Source organism: Sinorhizobium meliloti (assembly GCF_017876815.1).
In the GTDB taxonomy this organism is placed as follows: Bacteria; Pseudomonadota; Alphaproteobacteria; order Rhizobiales; family Rhizobiaceae; genus Sinorhizobium; species Sinorhizobium meliloti.
The window spans coordinates 3,219,139-3,237,939 of the sequence record NZ_JAGIOS010000001.1; the positions used below are offsets into that span (position 1 = coordinate 3,219,139).

The 18,801-nt window shown below is 62.7% G+C and carries 23 protein-coding genes; 4 read left to right on the forward strand and 19 right to left on the reverse strand.

Going from position 1 to position 18,801, the window contains the following annotated elements; all coding sequences use genetic code 11:
- Nucleotides 1-25: 25 nt before the first annotated feature.
- Both JOH52_RS15530 and JOH52_RS15535 read right to left on the reverse strand, forming a co-directional pair.
- On the reverse strand, nucleotides 26-616 hold the full coding sequence (locus JOH52_RS15530) for an acyloxyacyl hydrolase (RefSeq protein WP_010969460.1): 591 nt from the start codon (nucleotides 614-616) through the stop codon (nucleotides 26-28).
- Between the two features lie 91 nt (nucleotides 617-707).
- A complete protein-coding gene (locus JOH52_RS15535) occupies nucleotides 708-2,126 on the reverse strand; it encodes an aminotransferase-like domain-containing protein (RefSeq protein WP_010969459.1) in 1,419 nt (472 codons plus the stop codon).
- A 175-nt stretch (nucleotides 2,127-2,301) separates the two neighbouring features.
- Between JOH52_RS15535 and JOH52_RS15540 the strand changes: the two genes are divergently transcribed.
- The gene (locus JOH52_RS15540; protein ID WP_017263638.1) at nucleotides 2,302-2,451 is read left to right on the forward strand and encodes a DUF1127 domain-containing protein; all 150 of its coding nucleotides are present in this window, start codon (nucleotides 2,302-2,304) and stop codon (nucleotides 2,449-2,451) included.
- 105 nt (nucleotides 2,452-2,556) lie between these two features.
- Here JOH52_RS15540 and JOH52_RS15545 read toward each other — a convergent pair whose 3' ends face one another.
- From JOH52_RS15545 to purC, 4 genes are all read right to left on the reverse strand, one after another.
- On the reverse strand, nucleotides 2,557-2,964 hold the full coding sequence (locus JOH52_RS15545; RefSeq protein WP_014529476.1) for a hypothetical protein: 408 nt from the start codon (nucleotides 2,962-2,964) through the stop codon (nucleotides 2,557-2,559).
- A 105-nt stretch (nucleotides 2,965-3,069) separates the two neighbouring features.
- Entirely contained in the window at nucleotides 3,070-3,741 is a 672-nt protein-coding gene (purQ, locus tag JOH52_RS15550; protein WP_013844491.1) for a phosphoribosylformylglycinamidine synthase subunit PurQ, read from the reverse strand.
- Nucleotides 3,742-3,822: 81 nt separating this feature from the next.
- On the reverse strand, nucleotides 3,823-4,065 hold the full coding sequence (gene purS, locus JOH52_RS15555) for a phosphoribosylformylglycinamidine synthase subunit PurS (RefSeq protein WP_003531405.1): 243 nt from the start codon (nucleotides 4,063-4,065) through the stop codon (nucleotides 3,823-3,825).
- Between the two features lie 18 nt (nucleotides 4,066-4,083).
- A complete protein-coding gene (purC, locus tag JOH52_RS15560; RefSeq protein WP_003531407.1) occupies nucleotides 4,084-4,848 on the reverse strand; it encodes a phosphoribosylaminoimidazolesuccinocarboxamide synthase in 765 nt (254 codons plus the stop codon).
- A 228-nt stretch (nucleotides 4,849-5,076) separates the two neighbouring features.
- On the opposite strand from purC, the gene JOH52_RS15565 reads away from it, so the two are divergent.
- A complete protein-coding gene (locus JOH52_RS15565; RefSeq protein ID WP_003531408.1) occupies nucleotides 5,077-5,391 on the forward strand; it encodes a DUF1476 domain-containing protein in 315 nt (104 codons plus the stop codon).
- Between the two features lie 64 nt (nucleotides 5,392-5,455).
- Here JOH52_RS15565 and JOH52_RS15570 read toward each other — a convergent pair whose 3' ends face one another.
- Genes JOH52_RS15570 through JOH52_RS15600 form a run of 7 tightly spaced genes read right to left on the reverse strand, consistent with a single transcriptional unit; the run spans nucleotide 5,456 to nucleotide 11,905 of the window.
- Nucleotides 5,456-6,514 (reverse strand): 4-oxalomesaconate tautomerase, encoded by a 1,059-nt coding sequence (locus tag JOH52_RS15570; RefSeq protein WP_010969456.1) that lies wholly within the window; start codon nucleotides 6,512-6,514, stop codon nucleotides 5,456-5,458.
- A 23-nt stretch (nucleotides 6,515-6,537) separates the two neighbouring features.
- The gene (locus JOH52_RS15575) at nucleotides 6,538-7,044 is read right to left on the reverse strand and encodes a tripartite tricarboxylate transporter TctB family protein (RefSeq protein WP_010969455.1); all 507 of its coding nucleotides are present in this window, start codon (nucleotides 7,042-7,044) and stop codon (nucleotides 6,538-6,540) included.
- Nucleotides 7,041-8,030: a tripartite tricarboxylate transporter substrate binding protein gene (locus JOH52_RS15580; protein ID WP_014526839.1), complete on the reverse strand. Its 990-nt coding sequence runs from the start codon at nucleotides 8,028-8,030 to the stop codon at nucleotides 7,041-7,043. Before JOH52_RS15580 ends, JOH52_RS15575 begins: the two co-directional genes overlap by 4 nt.
- Before the next feature lie 25 nt (nucleotides 8,031-8,055).
- Nucleotides 8,056-9,573: a tripartite tricarboxylate transporter permease gene (locus tag JOH52_RS15585; protein WP_010969453.1), complete on the reverse strand. Its 1,518-nt coding sequence runs from the start codon at nucleotides 9,571-9,573 to the stop codon at nucleotides 8,056-8,058.
- 1 nt (nucleotide 9,574) lies between these two features.
- Entirely contained in the window at nucleotides 9,575-10,459 is an 885-nt protein-coding gene (locus JOH52_RS15590; RefSeq protein WP_014529478.1) for an NAD(P)-dependent oxidoreductase, read from the reverse strand.
- A 40-nt stretch (nucleotides 10,460-10,499) separates the two neighbouring features.
- Nucleotides 10,500-11,174: a 4-carboxy-4-hydroxy-2-oxoadipate aldolase/oxaloacetate decarboxylase gene (locus tag JOH52_RS15595; RefSeq protein ID WP_010969451.1), complete on the reverse strand. Its 675-nt coding sequence runs from the start codon at nucleotides 11,172-11,174 to the stop codon at nucleotides 10,500-10,502.
- The gene (locus tag JOH52_RS15600; protein WP_010969450.1) at nucleotides 11,171-11,905 is read right to left on the reverse strand and encodes a PIG-L deacetylase family protein; all 735 of its coding nucleotides are present in this window, start codon (nucleotides 11,903-11,905) and stop codon (nucleotides 11,171-11,173) included. Before JOH52_RS15600 ends, JOH52_RS15595 begins: the two co-directional genes overlap by 4 nt.
- A 112-nt stretch (nucleotides 11,906-12,017) precedes the next feature.
- On the opposite strand from JOH52_RS15600, the gene JOH52_RS15605 reads away from it, so the two are divergent.
- On the forward strand, nucleotides 12,018-13,256 hold the full coding sequence (locus JOH52_RS15605) for a LysR substrate-binding domain-containing protein (RefSeq protein ID WP_010969449.1): 1,239 nt from the start codon (nucleotides 12,018-12,020) through the stop codon (nucleotides 13,254-13,256).
- Nucleotides 13,257-13,282: 26 nt separating this feature from the next.
- Here the strand turns inward: JOH52_RS15605 and JOH52_RS15610 are convergent, their stop codons facing one another.
- Nucleotides 13,283-13,837 carry an RBBP9/YdeN family alpha/beta hydrolase gene (locus JOH52_RS15610; protein WP_003531424.1) on the reverse strand — a complete coding sequence of 185 codons (555 nt, stop codon included), beginning with the start codon at nucleotides 13,835-13,837 and terminating at the stop codon, nucleotides 13,283-13,285.
- A 161-nt stretch (nucleotides 13,838-13,998) separates the two neighbouring features.
- On the opposite strand from JOH52_RS15610, the gene JOH52_RS15615 reads away from it, so the two are divergent.
- Nucleotides 13,999-14,808, forward strand: a complete 810-nt coding sequence (locus JOH52_RS15615; protein WP_014529479.1) for a DUF2189 domain-containing protein — start codon at nucleotides 13,999-14,001, stop codon at nucleotides 14,806-14,808.
- 73 nt (nucleotides 14,809-14,881) lie between these two features.
- Here the strand turns inward: JOH52_RS15615 and JOH52_RS15620 are convergent, their stop codons facing one another.
- The 5 genes from JOH52_RS15620 to rpe form a co-directional block, all read right to left on the reverse strand.
- Entirely contained in the window at nucleotides 14,882-15,187 is a 306-nt protein-coding gene (locus tag JOH52_RS15620; protein ID WP_003531426.1) for a PilZ domain-containing protein, read from the reverse strand.
- Between the two features lie 254 nt (nucleotides 15,188-15,441).
- A complete protein-coding gene (gene purB / locus JOH52_RS15625; protein ID WP_010969447.1) occupies nucleotides 15,442-16,749 on the reverse strand; it encodes an adenylosuccinate lyase in 1,308 nt (435 codons plus the stop codon).
- Between the two features lie 63 nt (nucleotides 16,750-16,812).
- Nucleotides 16,813-17,370, reverse strand: coding sequence for a hypothetical protein (locus JOH52_RS15630; RefSeq protein ID WP_010969446.1), 558 nt, complete (start codon nucleotides 17,368-17,370; stop codon nucleotides 16,813-16,815).
- Nucleotides 17,370-18,107, reverse strand: a complete 738-nt coding sequence (locus JOH52_RS15635; protein ID WP_010969445.1) for a DUF2259 domain-containing protein — start codon at nucleotides 18,105-18,107, stop codon at nucleotides 17,370-17,372. The genes JOH52_RS15630 and JOH52_RS15635 overlap by 1 nt, the downstream gene beginning before the upstream one ends.
- Complete coding sequence (gene rpe, locus JOH52_RS15640) at nucleotides 18,104-18,784, reverse strand: ribulose-phosphate 3-epimerase (RefSeq protein ID WP_010969444.1); 681 nt, start codon at nucleotides 18,782-18,784, stop codon at nucleotides 18,104-18,106. Before rpe ends, JOH52_RS15635 begins: the two co-directional genes overlap by 4 nt.
- Nucleotides 18,785-18,801 lie beyond the last annotated feature (17 nt).

Below are 18,801 nucleotides of genomic sequence, written 5' to 3' on the forward strand. Positions count from 1 at the left end.
CGGGTATCCCAAATCTCAACAGGTCTTAGAACGTGTAGCCGAGCATCAACCCCGCACGCGTGAGCCCGTCGTTCGGACCGTCGCAGAGGTTGGCATTGGATGCATGCTCGACCGTGGCCGAGAGATTCCAGTGGTCGTCGAAACGGTAGCCCGCGGCCGCATATTCGCGAAACAGCAGCCGGCAGCCAAGTTTCGGTCCGTCCGATCCATCGTCATCGAGATCGCCGTCATGCACCGTGGCGCCGGTGCCCAGCTCGATGAAGAAGCGCTCGGTGATGTCGGCATCCCAACTCAAGCCGGCGTAGATCTCGCTCGCGCCGCTCGACGAGGTCGCGACGGAGGCGCCGGCATGGATTCGCGGCCGCAGGATTTTTTCGGCAAGACCGTTTGCGCTGCCGGCGCCGAGCGGATCGAAGAACACTGTAACGGAAGGGAAGACCCCGTCTTCCTGATTTGAGCCGTCGCCGATCGAGGTCGTAGCGCCGAACCGCAATTCATCGAAGACACTTTCTGCTGCACCGGCCTGAGAATTACCGATGAGTGCGCTCGAAAGTGTCAGGGCTGCTGCAATGAATATAAACGGTCCCCGACCTGCAACCGAGCGGAAATCTCTCATGCTCAAACCTTCCAGTGCGAATCAATCTCTGCGGGATCAAAAGCAAGAGTAGATTGCCGAGGCTTGCGCGAAAGTCACCTTTAAAAACTAATCAATCGAAACTGTCGTATCCGGCGCGCCCGCTATCGAGAAGCCGGCGTAGTATTTCGAAGCCTCTTCGCACCTCGGATCGTTCGGTGGGCGAGGAGAAACCGACGCGGATACGATGGAAAACCCGGTCGGAGCGTCCGGCCTTGAACTCATCCTCATCGTCGATGAGAACGCCCTCCTGCAGGGCGGCCTGCTTGAAGGTTCCGGAAAGCCAGGGCTCGGGCAGCTTCAGCCAGAAAAACGGGATCTTCGGATGCGAGTTGAAATCGAAGCCCGTAAAGATCTCGCGCGCCAGAGCTTCGCGTGCGCCGATTTCCTCGGCGCCGCGATTGCGCAATACCGACGCCGATCCGGAGAGGACCAGACGGGCGCAAAGCTCCGCGAGAATGAAAGGCAGGCCGCCGCTCACCATCTTGTGGGCGACGCGGATGCGCTGGCTGAAATGCGGCGGGCAGGCGACCCAGCCGCCGCGTACGCCGGCAGCAACGGACTTCGAAAGACCGCCGACGAGGAAGGTCCGCTCGGGCGCTAGTTCCATCAGCAACGGGAGCGGGTCTCCGGTCATGGAACCGTAGAGATTGTCCTCGACCAGCCAGACGCCGTATTTGCGCGCGATGTCGGCGATTGCCTGGCGCCGGTCGAGCGGCATGACCGCGACCGTCGGGTTCTGCGCGCCGGGCATCAGAAAGGCGAGTTTCGGGTGCTGCTGGGCACAGACACGCTCGAAATCCTCCGGCCGCATCCCGAATTCGTCACTTTCCACCAGCGCGATCCGCCGGCCGATGAGGCCGGCGCTGCGGCTGATCTGGGAATAGGTCAACGTCTCGAAGGCGATGCGGTCGCCAGGGGAGGTGACGGCCGAGATCACCGCGACGACGGCGGCATGAGCCCCAAGCGTCGGAACGACCGTTTCCGGTCCCGGCCGGAAATTGCCGCGTGCCAGCCATTGAGACCCGGCCTCGAACCAATGATCCGGAAAGTTGCGGGCATAGCTCGCAATGTCCCCGTGATGCTCGCGACTGATATCTCCAAGCAGTTGGGCCAGAATGTCGCCCTGTCCGATATCAGGAGCGGCGGTGCTGTCGAAGCGGAGTTTGCCGGCCGGGGCTATGAGCGGGCGTGTCCCTGAAAGCGACGTCGTCAGCGGATCCGACTGCTCCGGCGGCCGGCTTTCCGGATGATCGAGAACGTAGGTGCCGCGGCCGACCTCGCCGCTGACGAGACCACGTTCGCGCACAATGCCGTAGGCACGCCCGATCGTGCCGATCGTCACGCCGACATCGAAAGCGAGATTGCGCTGGGGCGGCAGCTTCGTACCCGCGGGCAGGGTGCCGTTGCCGATCGCCTCTTCGATCTGATCGGCAATGCGCGCGTAAAGCGGCCCGTGACCTTGTTCAATGTCGGGAAGCCAAGTTGTCATAGTGACAATTCTCTATATTGCGCGACATTTCATGTCAATTATCTCTATGGCAGCAGATGCAATGCGGGCAATGGTGATGACAATGGGTGCAATTGATGCAATTCGGCCTTTGGAGCGAGATCCGCGGCCACCGGCGCGCTTCGGCATTGATTCGCGAGGTGGCGCGGGAAATGTGTTGTCGCGGCTTTGGCAGCTCTATTGCGCGCTCGCGTCCAAGAGGCGCAGCCGTTTGGCTCTCGACGAACTGAGCACGCATCTGCTCGACGATATAGGCGTGAGCGAAAAGGAGGCGCGGCGTGAGTCGGCCGTCCCCTTCTGGCGGTAGGGTGTCCGGCAAAAATGTTTCCTCCCTCACCCCTGTGAGAGACACGGGAATGAGGGCAATGAGAGCGTCGCCACGCGGAAGGTGGCGTTGCCGAAGACGGTCGGATCAGCTGCAGCCTTTGCCGCCGGCAGCCCAGCGGCGCACATCCGCGGCGATGCGCGTCCCTACGGGCTCGCTCATCAACGGGCCGAAGGCCTGCAGGCGGGCGGGTTGACCCTCGGCCTCGACCACGGCAAGCGGGCGCGATTCCGGTGATTTGCGCGGGACAATCAGGATGCGCGGGCGTCCGGAGAAGGAGTTGAGTTCGGGGGCGAGGCGATAGGCTGTGAACGCCGCATCGCCCGACTTGAACCAGCAGCCGCTTGCGCCGAGAGCGACGCGCTCCATCGTCGGCAGCGCCGCGGAACTTGCGGCCGGTGCGGCGGGACGCCCCGACTGGCAAGCGGCGACAAGCGTCAGGCTGGCGGCAACGCAGGCGAGCGCAAGGGAACGTCCGTTGAAAATGGATGACATAGGATGTCTCGCGGAACTGGTGGCGAACGCCGCCTTCCAGCGGCGACCGGAGCAATTTCAAAAAGTACGAAGCGGTTTTCCACCCGTATTGCTACATGACAAAACTTAAGCAGCAATTACGTCCAGCGCGGAGGCGAAGAGTCCTCGGCCGTCCGCGCCGCCATGAGCGGACTCGATCAGGTTTTCCGGATGCGGCATCATGCCGAGCACATTGCCCTTCGCGTTCAGGACGCCGGCAATGTCGTTGACGGAGCCGTTCGGATTGGTTCCTTCGGCATAGCGGAACACGACCTGGCCATTGCCTTCGATTGCCTTCAACGTTTCAGCATCGGCGAAATAGTTGCCGTCATGGTGGGCGACGGGGCTGCGGATCACCTGACCCTTGGCGTAGGCGCGGGTGAAAGCGGTGTCGGCGTTGACGACTTCCAGCTTCACCTCGCGGCAGACGAACTTCAGCGAGGCGTTGCGCATCAGCGCGCCTGGCAGGAGGCCCGCCTCGACGAGGATTTGGAAACCGTTGCAGACGCCGAGTACGCGCACGCCTTGCTCTGCCTTGGCCTTGATCGCCTGCATCACCGGCATGCGTGCAGCGATCGCGCCGCAGCGCAGGTAGTCGCCATAGGAGAAGCCGCCGGGAATGACGATCAGGTCCACATCCGGGATTTCGGTCTCCGTCTGCCAGACGGTGACCGGCGCCTTGCCGGAAATCTTCGTCAGCGCCGCGATCATGTCGCGGTCGCGATTGAGACCAGGAAGCTGAACGACGGCGGACTTCATGACGTACCTATCTTGCCTTTGCCCCCGGCATATAAGGATTTCCGGGGCTGTTTCAACGCAGTGCAATGGCCGCCCCCGCCGTCAGGCGAGGGAGATGCTGTAGTTTTCGATAACGGTATTGGCGAGCAGCTTTTCGCACATGGCCTTGAGGTCGGCTTCCGCCTTGGCCTTGTCGGCGGTTTCGAGCTGAAGATCGAAGACCTTGCCCTGCCGCACCTGGCCGATGCCGTCAAAGCCGAGAGCGCCGAGCGCGCCTTCGATCGCTTTGCCCTGCGGGTCGAGAACACCGTTCTTCAGCGTCACGGTTACGCGTGCCTTGATCACTTTTGCTTATCCCCGAGATTACTTGACCAGCACCGGACCCGAACCGCGCGGCGGCTCGTTTTCATTGATGATGCCGAGGCGGCGGGCCACTTCCTGATAGGCTTCGACAAGTCCGCCCATATCGCGGCGGAACCGGTCCTTGTCCATCTTTTCCTTCGTCTCGATGTCCCAGAGACGGCAGCTGTCGGGGGAAATCTCGTCGGCCAGGACGATGCGCATCATGTCGCCCTCATAGAGGCGGCCGCATTCGACCTTGAAGTCGACGAGCTGGATGCCGACGCCGAGGAAGAGGCCGGAAAGGAAATCGTTGATGCGGATGGCGAGCGCCATGATGTCGTCGAGTTCCTGCGGGCTCGCCCAGCCGAAAGCCGTGATGTGCTCTTCGGAGACCATCGGGTCGTCGAGGGCGTCGGCCTTGTAATAGAATTCGATGATCGAGCGCGGCAGTACGGTGCCTTCCTCGATGCCGAGGCGCTTGGCAAGAGATCCGGCAGCAACATTGCGCACGACGATCTCGAGCGGAATGATTTCCACTTCCTTGATCAACTGCTCGCGCATGTTGAGGCGGCGGATGAAATGGGTCGGAATGCCGATCTTGTTCAGATGGGTGAAGATGTACTCGGAAATCCGGTTGTTGAGCACGCCCTTGCCGTCGATGACGTCATGTTTCTTCTTGTTGAAGGCGGTGGCGTCGTCCTTGAAGAACTGGATCAGCGTGCCCGGTTCCGGACCCTCGTAAAGGATCTTGGCCTTGCCCTCGTAGATACGGCGGCGACGATTCATGGATCTGTCTCTGTGGTTGTTGGCGCTCTTGGGAGGCGCATTGGGAATTTTCTCAGCGGGTCCATATCCGAAAAGAAGACAATTAACAATCGGCGTGTCTTTCCATCCCCGGATTAGATTAGGCTATCATGAAAGTCGCCGAAGGCGAAAAGGCGCATTGCACTTTCGAGAGCCTTTTGGTTTATGCGATGGTGCTTCGGGCAGCATATTTTTGAGGGAGATCGATTGATGACCACGATGCAGGATCGCGAGAAGGCTTTCGAGGCGAAGTTCGCACTGGACGAGGAGTTGAGGTTCAAGGCGACCGCACGCCGCAACAAACTGCTTGGCCTTTGGGCCGCCGGTCTGCTCGCCAAGTCGGACCCGGAAGCCTATGCGAGCGAAATCGTCGCCGCGGACTTCGAAGAGGCCGGGCACGAGGACGTCGTGCGCAAGATCAAGACCGATTTCGATGCGGCCGGCGTTGCCATATCCGAAGACGACATTCGCGTCCGCATGATTGAGTTGCTCTCGGAAGCGGTCGCACAGCTACAGAAAAACTGAACCGATACCTCCATGCCGCCGCCCGGCAGAGACCGGGCGGCGTTTCTTTGAGCCGCGCCCGCTGTCATGCGAAGACGCGACCATCGAAGAGCTTTCGCGCGGTGCGCAGAAACGAGCATTCCTCCACGCTGCCGGCGTTGTCGAGCCGAAGCAGGATTTCCATACGTCCCGTCGGGTGCTCGACGGCCACGGTCTTTTCCTCGCCCTCCGGCAAAATGGCCAGGGACGCTGCGGGACTGTTTGGCAGCAGGCACGCCGTGGCCACGCTGAGTGCGCCAAAGACGCCGATCGAAGCATGTACGCGGTGGGGAATGAAGCTGCGGGTCATGATGGCGCCGCCATTCACCGGAAGGGCGACCAAGGTCATCTTGGGTACGGACTTTTTCATGACGTCGCCCAAATTCATCAGCGGTCCTGCGGCGAGGCGGATGCGCTCGATACGCGCCTTGACGGACTCGTTCGCCTCGAGCTCTTCGCGGCTCTCATACCCCGTCAGGCCGAAATCCGCCGCCCGCATGACAACGACCGGCATTCCGTTGTCGATCAGGGTGCAGGCAACACCCTCGATCTCGTTTGCGGCCGAGCCGGTCGGCAGCAATGCGCCACAGCTTGAACCGGCGGCGTCCGTAAAGGTCAGATAGACGGGTGCTGCGGGAGTCGGCACCCCGTCGATCGATGCGTCGCCCGCATAGACCGGTCGGCCATTCGCGGTGCGGATGCGCGCGACAGCCGACTGGGACGTGTTCTCCATGTAGATTCGGATGGCGGTTTCGCCTTCCGCGGCTTCGACCAGCCCGCGCTCGACGGCAAAAGCGCCGACTCCGGCAAGTATATTGCCGCAATTCTGGCTGTCGCTTACCAGTGCCTGATCGACGAAGACCTGGAGAAAGAGAAAGTCTACGTCGAAATCGGGCCGGGCCGAGGCGCGAACGACGGCCACCTTGCTCGTCAGCGGATCGGCCCCGCCGATGCCGTCGATCTGACGCGGGTCGGGCGACCCCATGATGCGCAGCAGGAGCCGGTCGCGCTCCCCGGCGTCGGCGGGAAGATCGTCGGCGAGGAAATAGGCGCCTTTCGACGTGCCGCCCCTCATCATCATGCACGCGATGCCATCCGGCGTCATGTGTTCACTCCTGTCAGGTCGTTTCAAGGAAGAGGAAGCGCGAGCAGCTTGCCGAAGACCAGATAGGCGATCGCCCAGAAGCCGGCCCCGGTTGCGACGGCTCGGACGAGCGGTTTCTCGCCGGGAAAGAGCAGCGTCGCCACGCCCGCGCCGATTCCGAGGCAAAGGGCCAGCCCGATCCAGTTCGCGCCGAGACACACCGCGACGAAGAGAGCCATCAGGCCGCTGACGCGTGCAATGTCGACCCTGCCGTGCGTTCCGCCGAGATCGACGCCCCTCAGGACCTGAACGAGATAGACAGCCGACACGGCCGTACCGAATACAGCAACCTGAATGGGCAGCGAACCCGGCCCGACATCGCCTCGTGAATGTCCAGCCGGCAGTCCGAGGCTCAACAGCAGGAAGCCCACGTTCCAGCCGATGCATACAAGGGCCGCGACGAGGTTTTGCCAATAATGCCCGTGCGGTGCCTCCCCGCCGTGCCCGGCGGAGAGGACATGTATCGAAGTACCCGATGCGTGATCGCTCATTCGACGTATCCGTTGGCCTTGAGGAATTCGAGCTGGTTGGCGAGGTCGCTCTGCGCCCGTTTGGTGAACTCCTCTTCCTTCCAGTCGGGGCTATCCTGGAACTGCTCGGTCTGGAACTTCTTCCAGTCCTCGGATGCGGTCACTTTGTCCACTGCAGCCTGGATGGCGCCGACGGCGTCGTCGGGTGTTCCCGCCTTTACCGCGACACCGCGCCAGATCGCCCCCTCGATGTCGTAGCCCTGCTCCTTGAACGTCGGTACGTCGGGCAGGAACGCGCTACGCTCGTCGGTCGAAACGCCAAGCAGCTTGATCTCGCCGCTTTTGACCTGCGCAAGGCCGGTCGATGGCGTCATCATGGCAGCATCGAGGTGCTTGCCGAGGAGGCCGAGCGTCACCTTGCCTGACGCGTCATGCGGGATCCAGCCGCTCTCGAAACCGCCCTTCTTCATGAGCTGGTACAGCATGTACTGATGAAAGCCGCCGGGCGCATGGCCGCCGACCTTCAGCCCGTTCGGATTGTCCTTCATGTATTTGGTGAAATCGTCGACGGACTTGAATTGGCTGTCGGAAAGCACCGCAAGCGAAGACGGCTCCGACTGCATGGCCCGAAGCAGGCGGAAATCCTCGAGTTCGAAGGGAATGAGCCCCTGGGCGATGCCGAAGGTCAGCGTTCCGGTGAGGACGAGGATGTTGTAGCCGTCGGCCGGCTGCGTCATGATCTGCGAGACGCCGACGGCGCCGCTCCCGCCCGGCCTGTTGTCTACCTTCACCGTCCACCCTGCCTCCTTTTCCAGGAGCTCGGCGAGCTTGCGGCCGTAAGTGTCGAGCGCTCCTCCGGCACCCGCCCAAACCACCAGCGTCACCGGCTTTTCCGGAAATTCCGCGGCGATCGAGTTCGCCGGTACGGCAAATCCCGACAGGGCGAGGGCCAGTCCCACAGCCGCGCCTGCCATGCGCGTCCCAAACGTTCTTCTTGTAATACTCATTTCTTCTCCTCCAGTTGGATGCTTTTCAACGGACGGTGCCGTCCGCCGTTTCTTCGGTCCGCGCACTGGCGCGGTGCGCCTGGATCCGCCGCCAAAGCGGCGTCAGCAGGCTGACGAGGCTCAGGATGAGGAAGATCAGGCTGATCGGATCGGTGACGAAGATCGTGTAGTCGCCTTGCGAGGACACGAGCGCGGTACGGTAGTTCGACTCCACCAGATAGCCGAGCACCATAGCCAGAATGACGGGGGCGACCGGGAAGCGGAGCTTCTTCATGAGATAGCCGACGACGCCGAAGCCGAGCATCAGATAAACGTCGAACATCAGGTTGCGGATGGCGAAGGCGCCGAGAACGGCAAAGGCCATGATGCCGACGGCGATCACCGCATCGGGCAGTCGCATCACTCGGGCCATGAGCGGCAGGAAAAGAGAGCCGGCGGCATATTGCACCAGCGACGCGATGATCGTACCGAAAAGAATCGCATAGACCAGCGATGGCGCCTCGTTGAAGAGCTGCGGACCGGGATGCAGACCGTGCATGATAAGTGCGCCGACCATGATCGCAGTCGTCGGGGAACCGGGAACACCGAGCGCAAGGAGAGGCACGAGTGCGCCGCCGACTGTGGCGTTGTTGGCGGCTTCAGGTGCCGCGATGCCGTTTGCGGAGCCATTGCCGAACTCTTCGGGATGACGGTCCCGGGCGCGGGCATAATCTCGGGCGACCCAACAGGCGATGTTGCCGCCGACGCCTGGAAGAATTCCGAGCAGCGTGCCGATGACCGAACCGGAGAGCATGGAGTGCCAGGTTTCCTTCCACAGCGCCGCTGACATGAAGACGTGGCCAACCTTGTCCTTGATGGACGGCGCCGACACCACGCGGCTCTCGACCATCGCTAGCGCTTCCGACACGGCGAAGAGGCCGATGAGTGCCGCCAGAAACGGTACGCCCTCATAGAGCTGGAAAAGTCCGAAGGTGAAGCGCGGCGTGCCGGCGATCGGATCTATGCCCACCGTCGCGAGCGCAAGACCGAAGGCCGCACAGGCAAGACCCTTCACCAGCGAACCGCCGGACAGTGCCGCGACCGAGCTCAGGCCGAATACGCCGACGGCGAAATATCCGGCCGGGCCGAACTTCAACGCCAGCGAGGCGAGCGGCATGGCCAGCAGCAGCAGCGCGAGCCCGCCGAGAACCCCGCCGACGGTGGAGGCCGTCAGTGAGATCGAGATCGCCTCGTTCGCCTTGCCCTGTCGAGCCATGGAATAGCCGTCGATCGCGGTCGCCGCAGCGGCGGCCGTGCCCGGCGTCGACAGGAGGATCGCGCTTATCGAGCCACCATATTCGGCGGAGGTATAGAGCGAGATCATCAGCAGCATGCTGAGCTCGGGGCCGAGATTGTAGGTGAACGGGATGAGCAGGCTCAATCCGATCGACGGACCAAGCCCGGGCAGGGCGCCGATGACGATCCCGAGCAGGGCCCCGGTGACGAGTACGGCAACTCCGGAAAGGCTGAAGATGACGCCGAGCGACTGTAAGATACCGTCCATCTCAACTGTCCCTCGCCAAGCGGCGTGCGAGCACCGGCACGAAACCGCGATAGCCATCATTCACGGAGAGCCCCTGATCCTTCATCGCCGCATGGGCGGCGGCGATCGTCTCGCAGGCAGCCCGCGACATGGGGGCGTTCAAGCCGAAGGATTCTATCGTTTCGGCCGCTTCGGTCATCTCCGTCACGCGACGGGCGCCGTGCTCGAAGGTTCGGGAAAGGTAATAGTCGGCGACATCACGCCAGTCGAGGCCGGGAAAGGTCTCCTGGACCGAATCGAGAATGCGCTCGGTAACGCCGGCCCGTTCCGCCGAGGACAGAGCTTCGATCAGCAGGGCCTCGACGCCTTTGATCATCACCGAACGGATCATCTTCAGCGACGAAGCTTGGCCCGGGGTCTCACCGACCGCTTCGAGGTTCATGCCGAGCGCGTTTAGGCGCTCAGCCACCTCGACGGCGCGCCTGCCCGCGACGAGGATCGGAACCTTCTCCGCATAGGGTGGCACACGCGCCATGACGGCGCCTTCCACGAAGCTGCCCTTCCCGGTCGCGATGGCGCCGGCTGCGAGTGCCTTGGTGTCGGGCCCGACGGAGTTGAGGTCGATGAAGACCGCCTCGTCGGAAAGATGCGGCGCCGCCGAGGCGGCGACGGCCTTCGTCGCGGCACCCACGACGAGCGACAGCACGACATCCGCGCAAGCAATGCCGGCCACGTCGTCGAGCGGTTCGACACCGAGTTCCGCCGCTCGAGCCCGCAGGGCGCCGGAAGCAGCCGGGTCGTTGAAGCGCAAATCGTAAGCGGCGAGCCGCGCGGCGTTCCGGCCGCCAAGCCCGCCGGCGATGGACTGCGCTGCCTCGCCGAAGCCGATGAATGCAATCGTGATCATTCGTCCTCCCTGCAGAAATGGCTCCTGCGCCATCTCCCGCTCAATCGATATATTTCAGTCCTTTGGCGGCCAGTGCGCCGCGCATGTCGTAGATGTCCAGTCCCAGTTCGCCGGCGGCCAGCCGCTCACGCGTCTTGCGCTCCTTCTCGAGCCGGGCGCGCGAGGCCGCGACCGCTTGTTCGGCCTGCGCTTTCGGCACGACCATGACCCCGTCGTCGTCGGCGATGACGACATCGCCGGGTGCCACGGTGGCGCCTGCGCAGACGATCGGCACGTTGACCGAACCAAGCGTCGCCTTCACCGTTCCCTGTGCCGAGACGAACCGCGACCAGACGGGAAAGCCGATTTCCTCCAATTCGCTGACGTCCCGTACCCCGGCCTCGATGATCAGTCCGCGCACGCCACGCACCATGAGGGAGGTCGCAAGCAATTCGCCGAAATAGCCGGCGTCGCAAGGTGAGGTCGGTGCGACAACGAGAATGTCGCCTTCGCGGCATTGCTCGACCGCTACATGGATCATCCAGTTGTCGGCAGGCGGTATCGAGACCGTTACCGCCGTACCCGCCACGCGCGCCCCGCGCCAGACGGGCCGCATATAGGACTGCATCAGGCCGGTACGGCCCATCGCCTCGTGCACCGTCGCAACGCCGCACTCCGCCAGGGCGTCTGCGAGGCTTCTATCGGTGCGCTCGATATTCCGGTGAACCACGCTCATGCCAGCGCTCCATGGCCGAGGGTACCGGTGACGTGCGGGAAGACGGCCTCGTAGGCCTCTCCATAGGTGATCTTGTAGTCGGAATTGCGCGAGGCCTGGACGCCTCGCTGGAGGGCGACACGGGTATAATATTCCCAGAGATGCTCTTGTCCCTCCATGCACTTGATCGCCGCCAGTTTCTTCTCCCAGACATCGGTGATGTCGAGCAGGAAGTTTGGCTTCCAGTTGCATTGTTCCGGCTGGTGCGGCTCGAAGAGATAAACCGGCGGGGCGCCGAGTACGGGCGTGCTGGGCTTGTGCCCATGCGCCTGGGCTATGACACGCGCATGCTGGGCGAATTCGGTCGCCATCGGATGATCGAAGTTGTACGGGTCCTGCCGCGAGTGCGTCAGCATGAACTCCGGGCGTATTTCGCGGTAGAGGTCCACCAGCCGATCGAAAGCTTCCGGCGTCACCTGAATGGGATAATCGCCAAGATCGTAGAACAGGATATCGTGAACGCCGAGCGCCTTCGCGGCGTTCTCCGCCTCGCGCCGACGGTCCGCCTTCACGGTCTCGAGAGTCATTCCCGACTTCTTCCAAAGCTTCGCCGACTCGCCGCGCTCGCCGAAGGACAGGCAAACGACGGTGACTGCATAACCCTGTCTTGCGTGGGCCGCGATCGCGCCGCCAGCCCTCCAGACGAAGTCGGCCGAATGGGCGCTGACGACGAGTCCGGTCTTTTGATGCATATCCATGCTCCTTCATTCTTCGGAGTGGACACTGGCACCGAACAGGGCTCGGGTGCTAATACGAAAGCCGAGCCACGCTATAGTTTTTTTCGAATCTGCCTCTGGAGCAGAGATGATCGCAATGGACATCAACCTCCGGCATCTGCGGGTCTTCATGCAGGTCTGCGAGACGGGCAGCCTCAACCGGGCGGCCGCCGAGCTGCACATTTCACAACCCTCCGTCTCGGTTGCGCTGGCGGGTATCGAGCGCCGCTTCGGCGCGAAACTCCTGTCACGCTATGCTGCCGGCAGTCAGCCGACGGCGGCCGGCGAGGTTCTCTTGATGCGGCTTCGCCGCATGGAGAACCAGATCGCCTCGGCGCTGGCCGAACTCTTCGGCGTGAGTTCGCAGCGAGACCCGACGCTGGTCGCCAAATGTCTCGCCCGGATCGGCTTTCGGCAGATCGAGGCGCTGATCGCCCTTTCCGGCAGCGGTTCGATTACCGAGGCCGCGCGCAGCGGCGGCGGCTCGCCGGCAGCGCTGCACCGGGCCTTGCACGACCTGCAGACCAATATCGGCAGGGCCATCCTTATGCGCAGTCCGGCCGGCGTGGCGCCGAATGCGCTAGGCCGCCGCCTTGCGATCCGCTGGCAGGTCGCTCTCACCGAACTGGAGCAGGCTGTGGATGAAATCCGTGAAAACGAGGGGCGCATGGAGGGGCGGATCAAGATTGCAAGTCTTCCGCTTGCGCGCACCCTGTTGCTTGCGCGCGCCGTCAACCCGCTTATGGCGGCTCACCCGAATGCTCGGGTGGAAGTCATGGATGGCTCTTACGAGGCTCTGTCGCAGCAGTTGCGCACCGGCGCGAGCGACATTCTGATCGGAGCGCTGCGTTCGGGCAGCGACCTCGAGGGGCTGCGGGCGGAGCCCCTTTTCGAGGACCCCTATGCGGTCGTCGGACGATCCGGGCACCCGCTTCTCAACAGCGACGGCAAGGGCGCATCGCTTGACCAGCTCGCCGCCCAGCAATGGGTCGCCCAGCGGCCCGGCACGCCTATCCGGGCCGCATTCGACGCGCTCTTTGCTGGTTGCCGGGATGCGCCAAGGGCGAGCATCGAGACGAGCTCGCTCGTTCTCACGCGTGCCATCATTCTGGAAAGCGACCGGCTGTCGATGCTCTCTCGCCGCCAGATCGCCATCGAGGAAAGAGAAAACCTTCTTGGCTGCGTTCCGGTCGCCGACGAGGTGCGCAGCCGGCTCCGGACGCGAACCATCGGTATCACCGTTCGGGAGAACTGGTTGCCGAGCAGGCTTCAGAAAACTTTTCTCGAATGCCTGCGCGTCGCGGCAGCGGGTCTCGGCCAGGCGTGAGTTCCGGTGTCCAACACGGACGTGCCTTACGCCCGCAGGCGGCTCAGGAACTGGGCGAAGACCATCGAGCCTTCCGGCCAGGGGCCGTGGCCGGACTCCGTGTTGATGTGGCCGGCGTCGCCGGCATCGACGAGCAACGATCCCCAGGCGTTGGCGATGTCGCCGGCGTGCTCGTAAGAGCCGAAGGAATCGTTGCGGCTGGCCACCATGACCGACGGGAAGGGCAGGGGATCGCGCGGATAGGGGCCGAAGGTCATCAGGTGTTTCGGCCGGATCTTCGGATTGGCGACGTCCGGCGGAGCAACCAGGAATGCGCCGGCAATCTGCCGCGTGCAGTGAGGCAGTGCGTGGATCGCCGTGGCAACGCCGAGCGAATGCGCGACGATGACGACAGGCTTCTCAGCGGCGTTGACCTCCTCGATCATGCGCGCCACCCAATCCTCCCGCACCGGCTTCGACCATTCTGCCTGCTCGACGCGGCGCGCGGTCGACAGTTTGCGCTCCCATCGGGTCTGCCAATGGTTCGGGCCCGAGTTGGTGTAGCCGGGAACGATGAGGATGTGCGTTTCGGAAACCTTCATGATCGTCGCGATTTGAAGTCGAAAAAGGCCGAAGTCAAGGCGGAGGCGACAGAGGCCGCATTTTCTGTATAATCGCACTCACAGCCGCGGTTCGACAGCGGCCAATCTTTTACCGCTGTCGCGGGTCCGTGGCTGCTCTGGTTCGTTGAGGAGTGTGAGCCATGACAACCTTCCATGTTCTGTCGGGGGCAGATCCGACCGTCACGCATCCCGGCATACGAAAGATTGGCATTGCGGATGTGTTCGACGCGTTGCGTTTCGGGCTGGATGACTTCCGGGAAAAGCCGTCGCATTATGTTTTTCTGTGCCTCATATATCCAATCGCCGGCGTCGTGCTGATGACGTGGAGTGCGGGAGCGAACATGCTGCCGCTGCTCTATCCGCTCGCTTCCGGCTTTGCCCTCATCGGGCCTGTTGCTGCCATCGCCCTCTACGAGGTCAGCAGGCGTCGCGAACTCGGCATGGACGCGCGATGGCCGCATGCAATGCGGCTGCATCGCCATCCGGCAATCCCGTCGATCCTCGCGGTTGCCGCTGTCCTCTTCGTGATCTTCGTCGTCTGGCTGCTCGTCGCCCAGGGTCTTTATATAACCATGTTCGGTCCGACGCCTCCGGCTTCTATCTCGGAGTTCTGGACCAGTGTGACGACCACCGAGCAGGGGTGGAACCTGATCCTCGTCGGCAATCTCGTCGGATTCGTCTTTGCCGTCGTCGTGCTGTCGATCAGCGTCGTGACCTTCCCGCTGCTGCTCGATCGCGACGTCGGTGCGCTGACGGCGATGGAAACTTCCGTCAGAGCGACGCTCGCCAACCCGGTGCCGGTGGCCCTGTGGGGTTTGATCATCGCAGCCGGACTGGTGATCGGCTCCATCCCGATCTTCGTCGGTCTTGCCGTCATCATGCCGATCTTCGGCCACGCGACGTGGCATCTCTACCGCAAGCTGGTGGAACCTGTCGGGGCGGCGCGATAGCGTCTCTCGAGCGGGGCGTTGGACGGCAGCAGCCCTCAACGCCCCGTGCCTCGATCCGGTCCTTCACTCAAGGTCAGCGAAAGAACTTGTAATAGGACGAGATCTGGGCCGCCGTGTTCGAGGACAGGTTCAGCTTGATGCCGATCCTGTCGCCGCGAGCCCAGCGCACCATGCCGGAGAGAAAGCCGAGCTCCTCGCTCCGGATCGTCACCTCTTGGCCTGTCCGTGCGCCGATATCGAAGAGCAGCCTGAAGCAGATGCCTTCGTCGGAAAGATCCACCACAATCCCGTTGGTCGAACCCGTCTTGCAGGTGACGGTTCCGGTTATCTTGGTCTCTTCGCGCGAAGAGGCACGCTGAACACTGTCCTTGTAAACCATGGTTTCCTCGAAACCTGATTGAGACAGCTGCAATCTTCACATGGAGCACCTAAAGGAACGCTAAAGACTTCGCCCGCATTTGAGCGAAGGACGTCAAATGCGGGCCATGGAAGGACGCGCGCCAACCAGGGATCGGCGGTTTCTGTTCTACAGCGCCGCGCGTCTTATCAGACGCGCAAAGGTCGCTGTAGCACTTTGATCTGCTGCATGTTTTTGTCCTTTAATCGTATACGATTAAAGGAAACATGCAGTAGCTAGACGGAACCGAAAACCCGCCGGAAGATCGTGTCGACATGCTTGGTATGGTAGCCGAGGTCGAATTTCTCCCGAATGTCCTCTTCGGAAAGAGCCGCACGGACTTCCGTGTCGGCGAGCAGTTCTTCGAGGAAGTCCTTGCCCTGTTCCCAGACCTTCATGGCGTTGCGTTGTACGAGGCGGTAGGCGTCCTCGCGCGACACTCCGGCCTGGGTGAGGGCGAGAAGGACACGCTGCGAATGAACAAGCCCGCGGAACTTGTTCATATTCTTCAGCATGTTGTCCGGGTAGACGAGAAGCTTGTCGATGACGCCGGTCAGGCGGGCGAGCGCGAAATCGAGCGTAACCGTCGCATCCGGACCGATCATCCGCTCGACCGACGAGTGCGAGATATCGCGTTCGTGCCACAGCGCGACGTTTTCCATGGCCGGAACGACGAAGGCGCGGACCATTCGGGAGAGGCCGGTCAGGTTTTCCGTCAGGACCGGATTGCGCTTGTGCGGCATGGCGGAAGAGCCCTTCTGGCCCGGAGAGAAATATTCCTCCGCTTCCAGAACCTCGGTGCGCTGCAAATGCCGGATCTCGGTCGCAAGGCGCTCGATCGAGGAGGCGACGACGCCGAGTGTGGCGAAATACATCGCGTGGCGATCGCGCGGGATCACCTGGGTCGAGACGGGTTCAGGCTTGAGGCCGAGCGCCTCTGCCACGTGTTCCTCGACGCGCGGATCGATGTTGGCGAAGGTGCCGACCGCTCCGGAAATGGCACAGGTCGCAATCTCCTCGCGGGCAGCGAGAAGGCGTTGCTTGCAGCGGTCGAACTCCGCATAGGCGAGCGCGAGCTTGACGCCGAAGGTCGTCGGCTCGGCGTGGATGCCGTGCGAACGACCGATGGTCACCGTGTCCTTGTGCTCGAAGGCACGCCGCTTCAGCGCTTCGAGCAGCTTATCGAGATCGGCAAGCAGGAGATCGGTGGCGCGGACGAGCTGAATGTTGAAGCAGGTGTCCAGCACGTCGGAAGAGGTCATGCCCTGATGGATGAAGCGGCTGTCGGGGCCGACGAATTCCGCAAGATGGGTGAGGAAGGCGATGACATCGTGCTTGGTGACGGCTTCGATCTCATCGATGCGGGCGACGTCGAAGGTTGCCGCGCCGCCCTTTTCCCATATGGTCTTTGCAGCTTCCTTGGGGATCACGCCGATTTCGGCCAAGGCGTCGCAGGCATGCGCCTCGATCTCGAACCAGATGCGGAACTTGGTTTCCGGCGACCAGATGGCCACCATTTCCGGCCGGGAGTAACGGGAGATCATGGGCTTCAAGCTTTCGTCGAGAGTGGAGGATGGCTGTGCCTCTATCAAAGATGGCGGTGAAGCTCAACGCCGTTGCCGCGCGTCCGATCGCGCGAGCAGCAGACTCGTTGCTACGAGCGCGACTGCACCGAGGGGTAGGTAAAGGCGAACGCCGAGGACCAGAAACTGGTAGAAGGCGGCAAGCGACGTGAACGCGAACTGGAACAGCCAGGTGCGTGTTCCGGTCATCGCATGCCACTGCGCATAGAAAGTGCGGTAGTCGAGCGCGAATAGGAATGCCGTCGTTCCGATCGTGCCTGCGGCGAGGCACAGGAAAAAGGCCGAAAACCGTGTCTCGGCCGGTCGGTTCTGCGACAAGCAGCGGGCGGCAAACAGAGAAAGCGGCCATGCGACGATGCCGCCCCATGCGTAAAGCCCGAGAATGCTTTTCAGGTGGAACGTGACGTTATTTTCGCGGAACCAAAGTGCAAGCCACGCCGAGAGAGCCATCGCGAAGCCCCAGCAGAGCGCGCCGAGGATCGCTTCCCGCAGGCTCGGAACCGAATGCGCGAGACGGTAGCGCTTCGGCCGGTCCGGGTCTGCGATGAGCACCTTTGCCCGGACCGCGGCCTTCCCCTCCATCAACCGGGAATCCGCACCGGTACCGCGATCCAGCGGCCGTCGGTGGTGCCCTCGAAGCCGAGCGACTCGACCAGGATCATCACTGCATGGACCTCGGAGCCGTCGGCCTTGACATGGGTCACGACGCCGCCGATGCGGTAGCCTGTCGGGCAACGGCGGCTCAAGGGAATGCGCTTCTCGTCTTCGAGTATGTCCGATGCGGGCTTCCCGGCCTTTTCGGTCATCGTCAGACGGAAGCCTTTGACCTCTTTCAGAAAGCCCTCGCAGATCCCTTCCGGTTCGAAGACCTTCTCTTCGAGCTTCAGCGCATAGGTCTTGCGGAAGGATGCATCGGCGGGAAATGAGGAATAGGTCAGTGTGCGCGGCTCTGCATCGAGCTCGGTCACGGGATTATATGCAGCGAGCACTCCCGGCGTGTCGTGGAGACGATAGGCATCGATGAGCGGCGCAGAGCGCCTGTGGGCTTCACCGCGCGCCCTGTGCAGATCGGCTCCGTCCTCCTCCGCAACGGCGCGCACGGGAGCGCCGGGCAGGAAGGCGTCGGTATTCGTGTCGAGAACGTAGATCGTCGAATAGGGAAAGCCGGAGCCGTCCTGGATACCGTATTCCTCGAAGGCGAAGACATCGCCGTCCGACGAAAAGCCGATCGGTTGGAAGGCGGCGTAGTCGCCGGCCGCCGCACCCGATGCGGCAAGCATCGCCAGAATGATGCCCGCAGTCGCTGCGCGCGCCGTCATCCGCGTGCCTTTTGCGCCTGCGTGCGGAGCACTTCGATGGCGCTGCGATACGCATCGACGGAATCGCCCTTGAAGATGGCGGATCCGGCGACCAGCACATTGGCGCCCGCTTTCGCCGCGACGCCGGCCGTATCGGGCGCGATACCGCCATCCACCTCGATCTCGATCGGGCGGCTGCCGATCATTGCCTTGATCCGCCGGATCTTCTCCTCCGTCGCGCCGACGAACTTCTGGCCGCCGAAGCCGGGATTGACCGTCATCACGAGAATGAGATCGACGGTGTCGAGGACATATTCGATTGCGCTTTCCGGCGTCGCCGGATTGATCGAGACGCCGGCTTTTTTTCCGAGCGACTTCACCGTCTGCAGCGACCGGTGCAGATGCGGGCCTGCTTCGGCATGGACGGTTATGATGTCGCATCCGGCCTTCGCAAAGGCTTCGAGGAAGGGATCGGCCGGCGCGATCATCAGGTGGCAGTCGAAGGTCGCCCGGGTGTGCGGGCGCAGCGACTTGATCACGTCGGGTCCGAAGGTGATGTTCGGTACGAAATGTCCGTCCATGACATCGAGATGGATCCAGTCGGCGCCGGCCTCGGCGACGTCGCGAACCTCCTGGCCGAGTTTGGAGAAGTCGGCCGCCAGGATCGACGGGGCAATGCGAATGGGGTGGGTCATCATCGTGCTCCGGCTCTTTC

Coding starts and splice junctions, on each gene's coding strand:
- JOH52_RS15565 (WP_003531408.1), top strand. CDS start 5,077: ATGACCACGATGCAGGATCGCGAGAAGGCTTTCGAGGCGAAGTTCGCA.
- JOH52_RS15535 (WP_010969459.1), bottom strand. CDS start 2,126: ATGACAACTTGGCTTCCCGACATTGAACAAGGTCACGGGCCGCTTTAC.
- JOH52_RS15580 (WP_014526839.1), bottom strand. CDS start 8,030: ATGAGTATTACAAGAAGAACGTTTGGGACGCGCATGGCAGGCGCGGCT.
- JOH52_RS15585 (WP_010969453.1), bottom strand. CDS start 9,573: ATGGACGGTATCTTACAGTCGCTCGGCGTCATCTTCAGCCTTTCCGGA.
- rpe (WP_010969444.1), bottom strand. CDS start 18,784: ATGATGACCCACCCCATTCGCATTGCCCCGTCGATCCTGGCGGCCGAC.
- JOH52_RS15615 (WP_014529479.1), top strand. CDS start 13,999: ATGACAACCTTCCATGTTCTGTCGGGGGCAGATCCGACCGTCACGCAT.
- JOH52_RS15590 (WP_014529478.1), bottom strand. CDS start 10,459: ATGATCACGATTGCATTCATCGGCTTCGGCGAGGCAGCGCAGTCCATC.
- purQ (WP_013844491.1), bottom strand. CDS start 3,741: ATGAAGTCCGCCGTCGTTCAGCTTCCTGGTCTCAATCGCGACCGCGAC.
- JOH52_RS15545 (WP_014529476.1), bottom strand. CDS start 2,964: ATGTCATCCATTTTCAACGGACGTTCCCTTGCGCTCGCCTGCGTTGCC.
- JOH52_RS15605 (WP_010969449.1), top strand. CDS start 12,018: ATGATCGCAATGGACATCAACCTCCGGCATCTGCGGGTCTTCATGCAG.
- purB (WP_010969447.1), bottom strand. CDS start 16,749: ATGATCTCCCGTTACTCCCGGCCGGAAATGGTGGCCATCTGGTCGCCG.
- JOH52_RS15600 (WP_010969450.1), bottom strand. CDS start 11,905: ATGCATCAAAAGACCGGACTCGTCGTCAGCGCCCATTCGGCCGACTTC.
- JOH52_RS15630 (WP_010969446.1), bottom strand. CDS start 17,370: ATGGAGGGGAAGGCCGCGGTCCGGGCAAAGGTGCTCATCGCAGACCCG.
- JOH52_RS15635 (WP_010969445.1), bottom strand. CDS start 18,107: ATGACGGCGCGCGCAGCGACTGCGGGCATCATTCTGGCGATGCTTGCC.
- JOH52_RS15610 (WP_003531424.1), bottom strand. CDS start 13,837: ATGAAGGTTTCCGAAACGCACATCCTCATCGTTCCCGGCTACACCAAC.
- JOH52_RS15595 (WP_010969451.1), bottom strand. CDS start 11,174: ATGAGCGTGGTTCACCGGAATATCGAGCGCACCGATAGAAGCCTCGCA.
- JOH52_RS15570 (WP_010969456.1), bottom strand. CDS start 6,514: ATGACGCCGGATGGCATCGCGTGCATGATGATGAGGGGCGGCACGTCG.
- JOH52_RS15530 (WP_010969460.1), bottom strand. CDS start 616: ATGAGAGATTTCCGCTCGGTTGCAGGTCGGGGACCGTTTATATTCATT.
- JOH52_RS15620 (WP_003531426.1), bottom strand. CDS start 15,187: ATGGTTTACAAGGACAGTGTTCAGCGTGCCTCTTCGCGCGAAGAGACC.
- purC (WP_003531407.1), bottom strand. CDS start 4,848: ATGAATCGTCGCCGCCGTATCTACGAGGGCAAGGCCAAGATCCTTTAC.
- JOH52_RS15575 (WP_010969455.1), bottom strand. CDS start 7,044: ATGAGCGATCACGCATCGGGTACTTCGATACATGTCCTCTCCGCCGGG.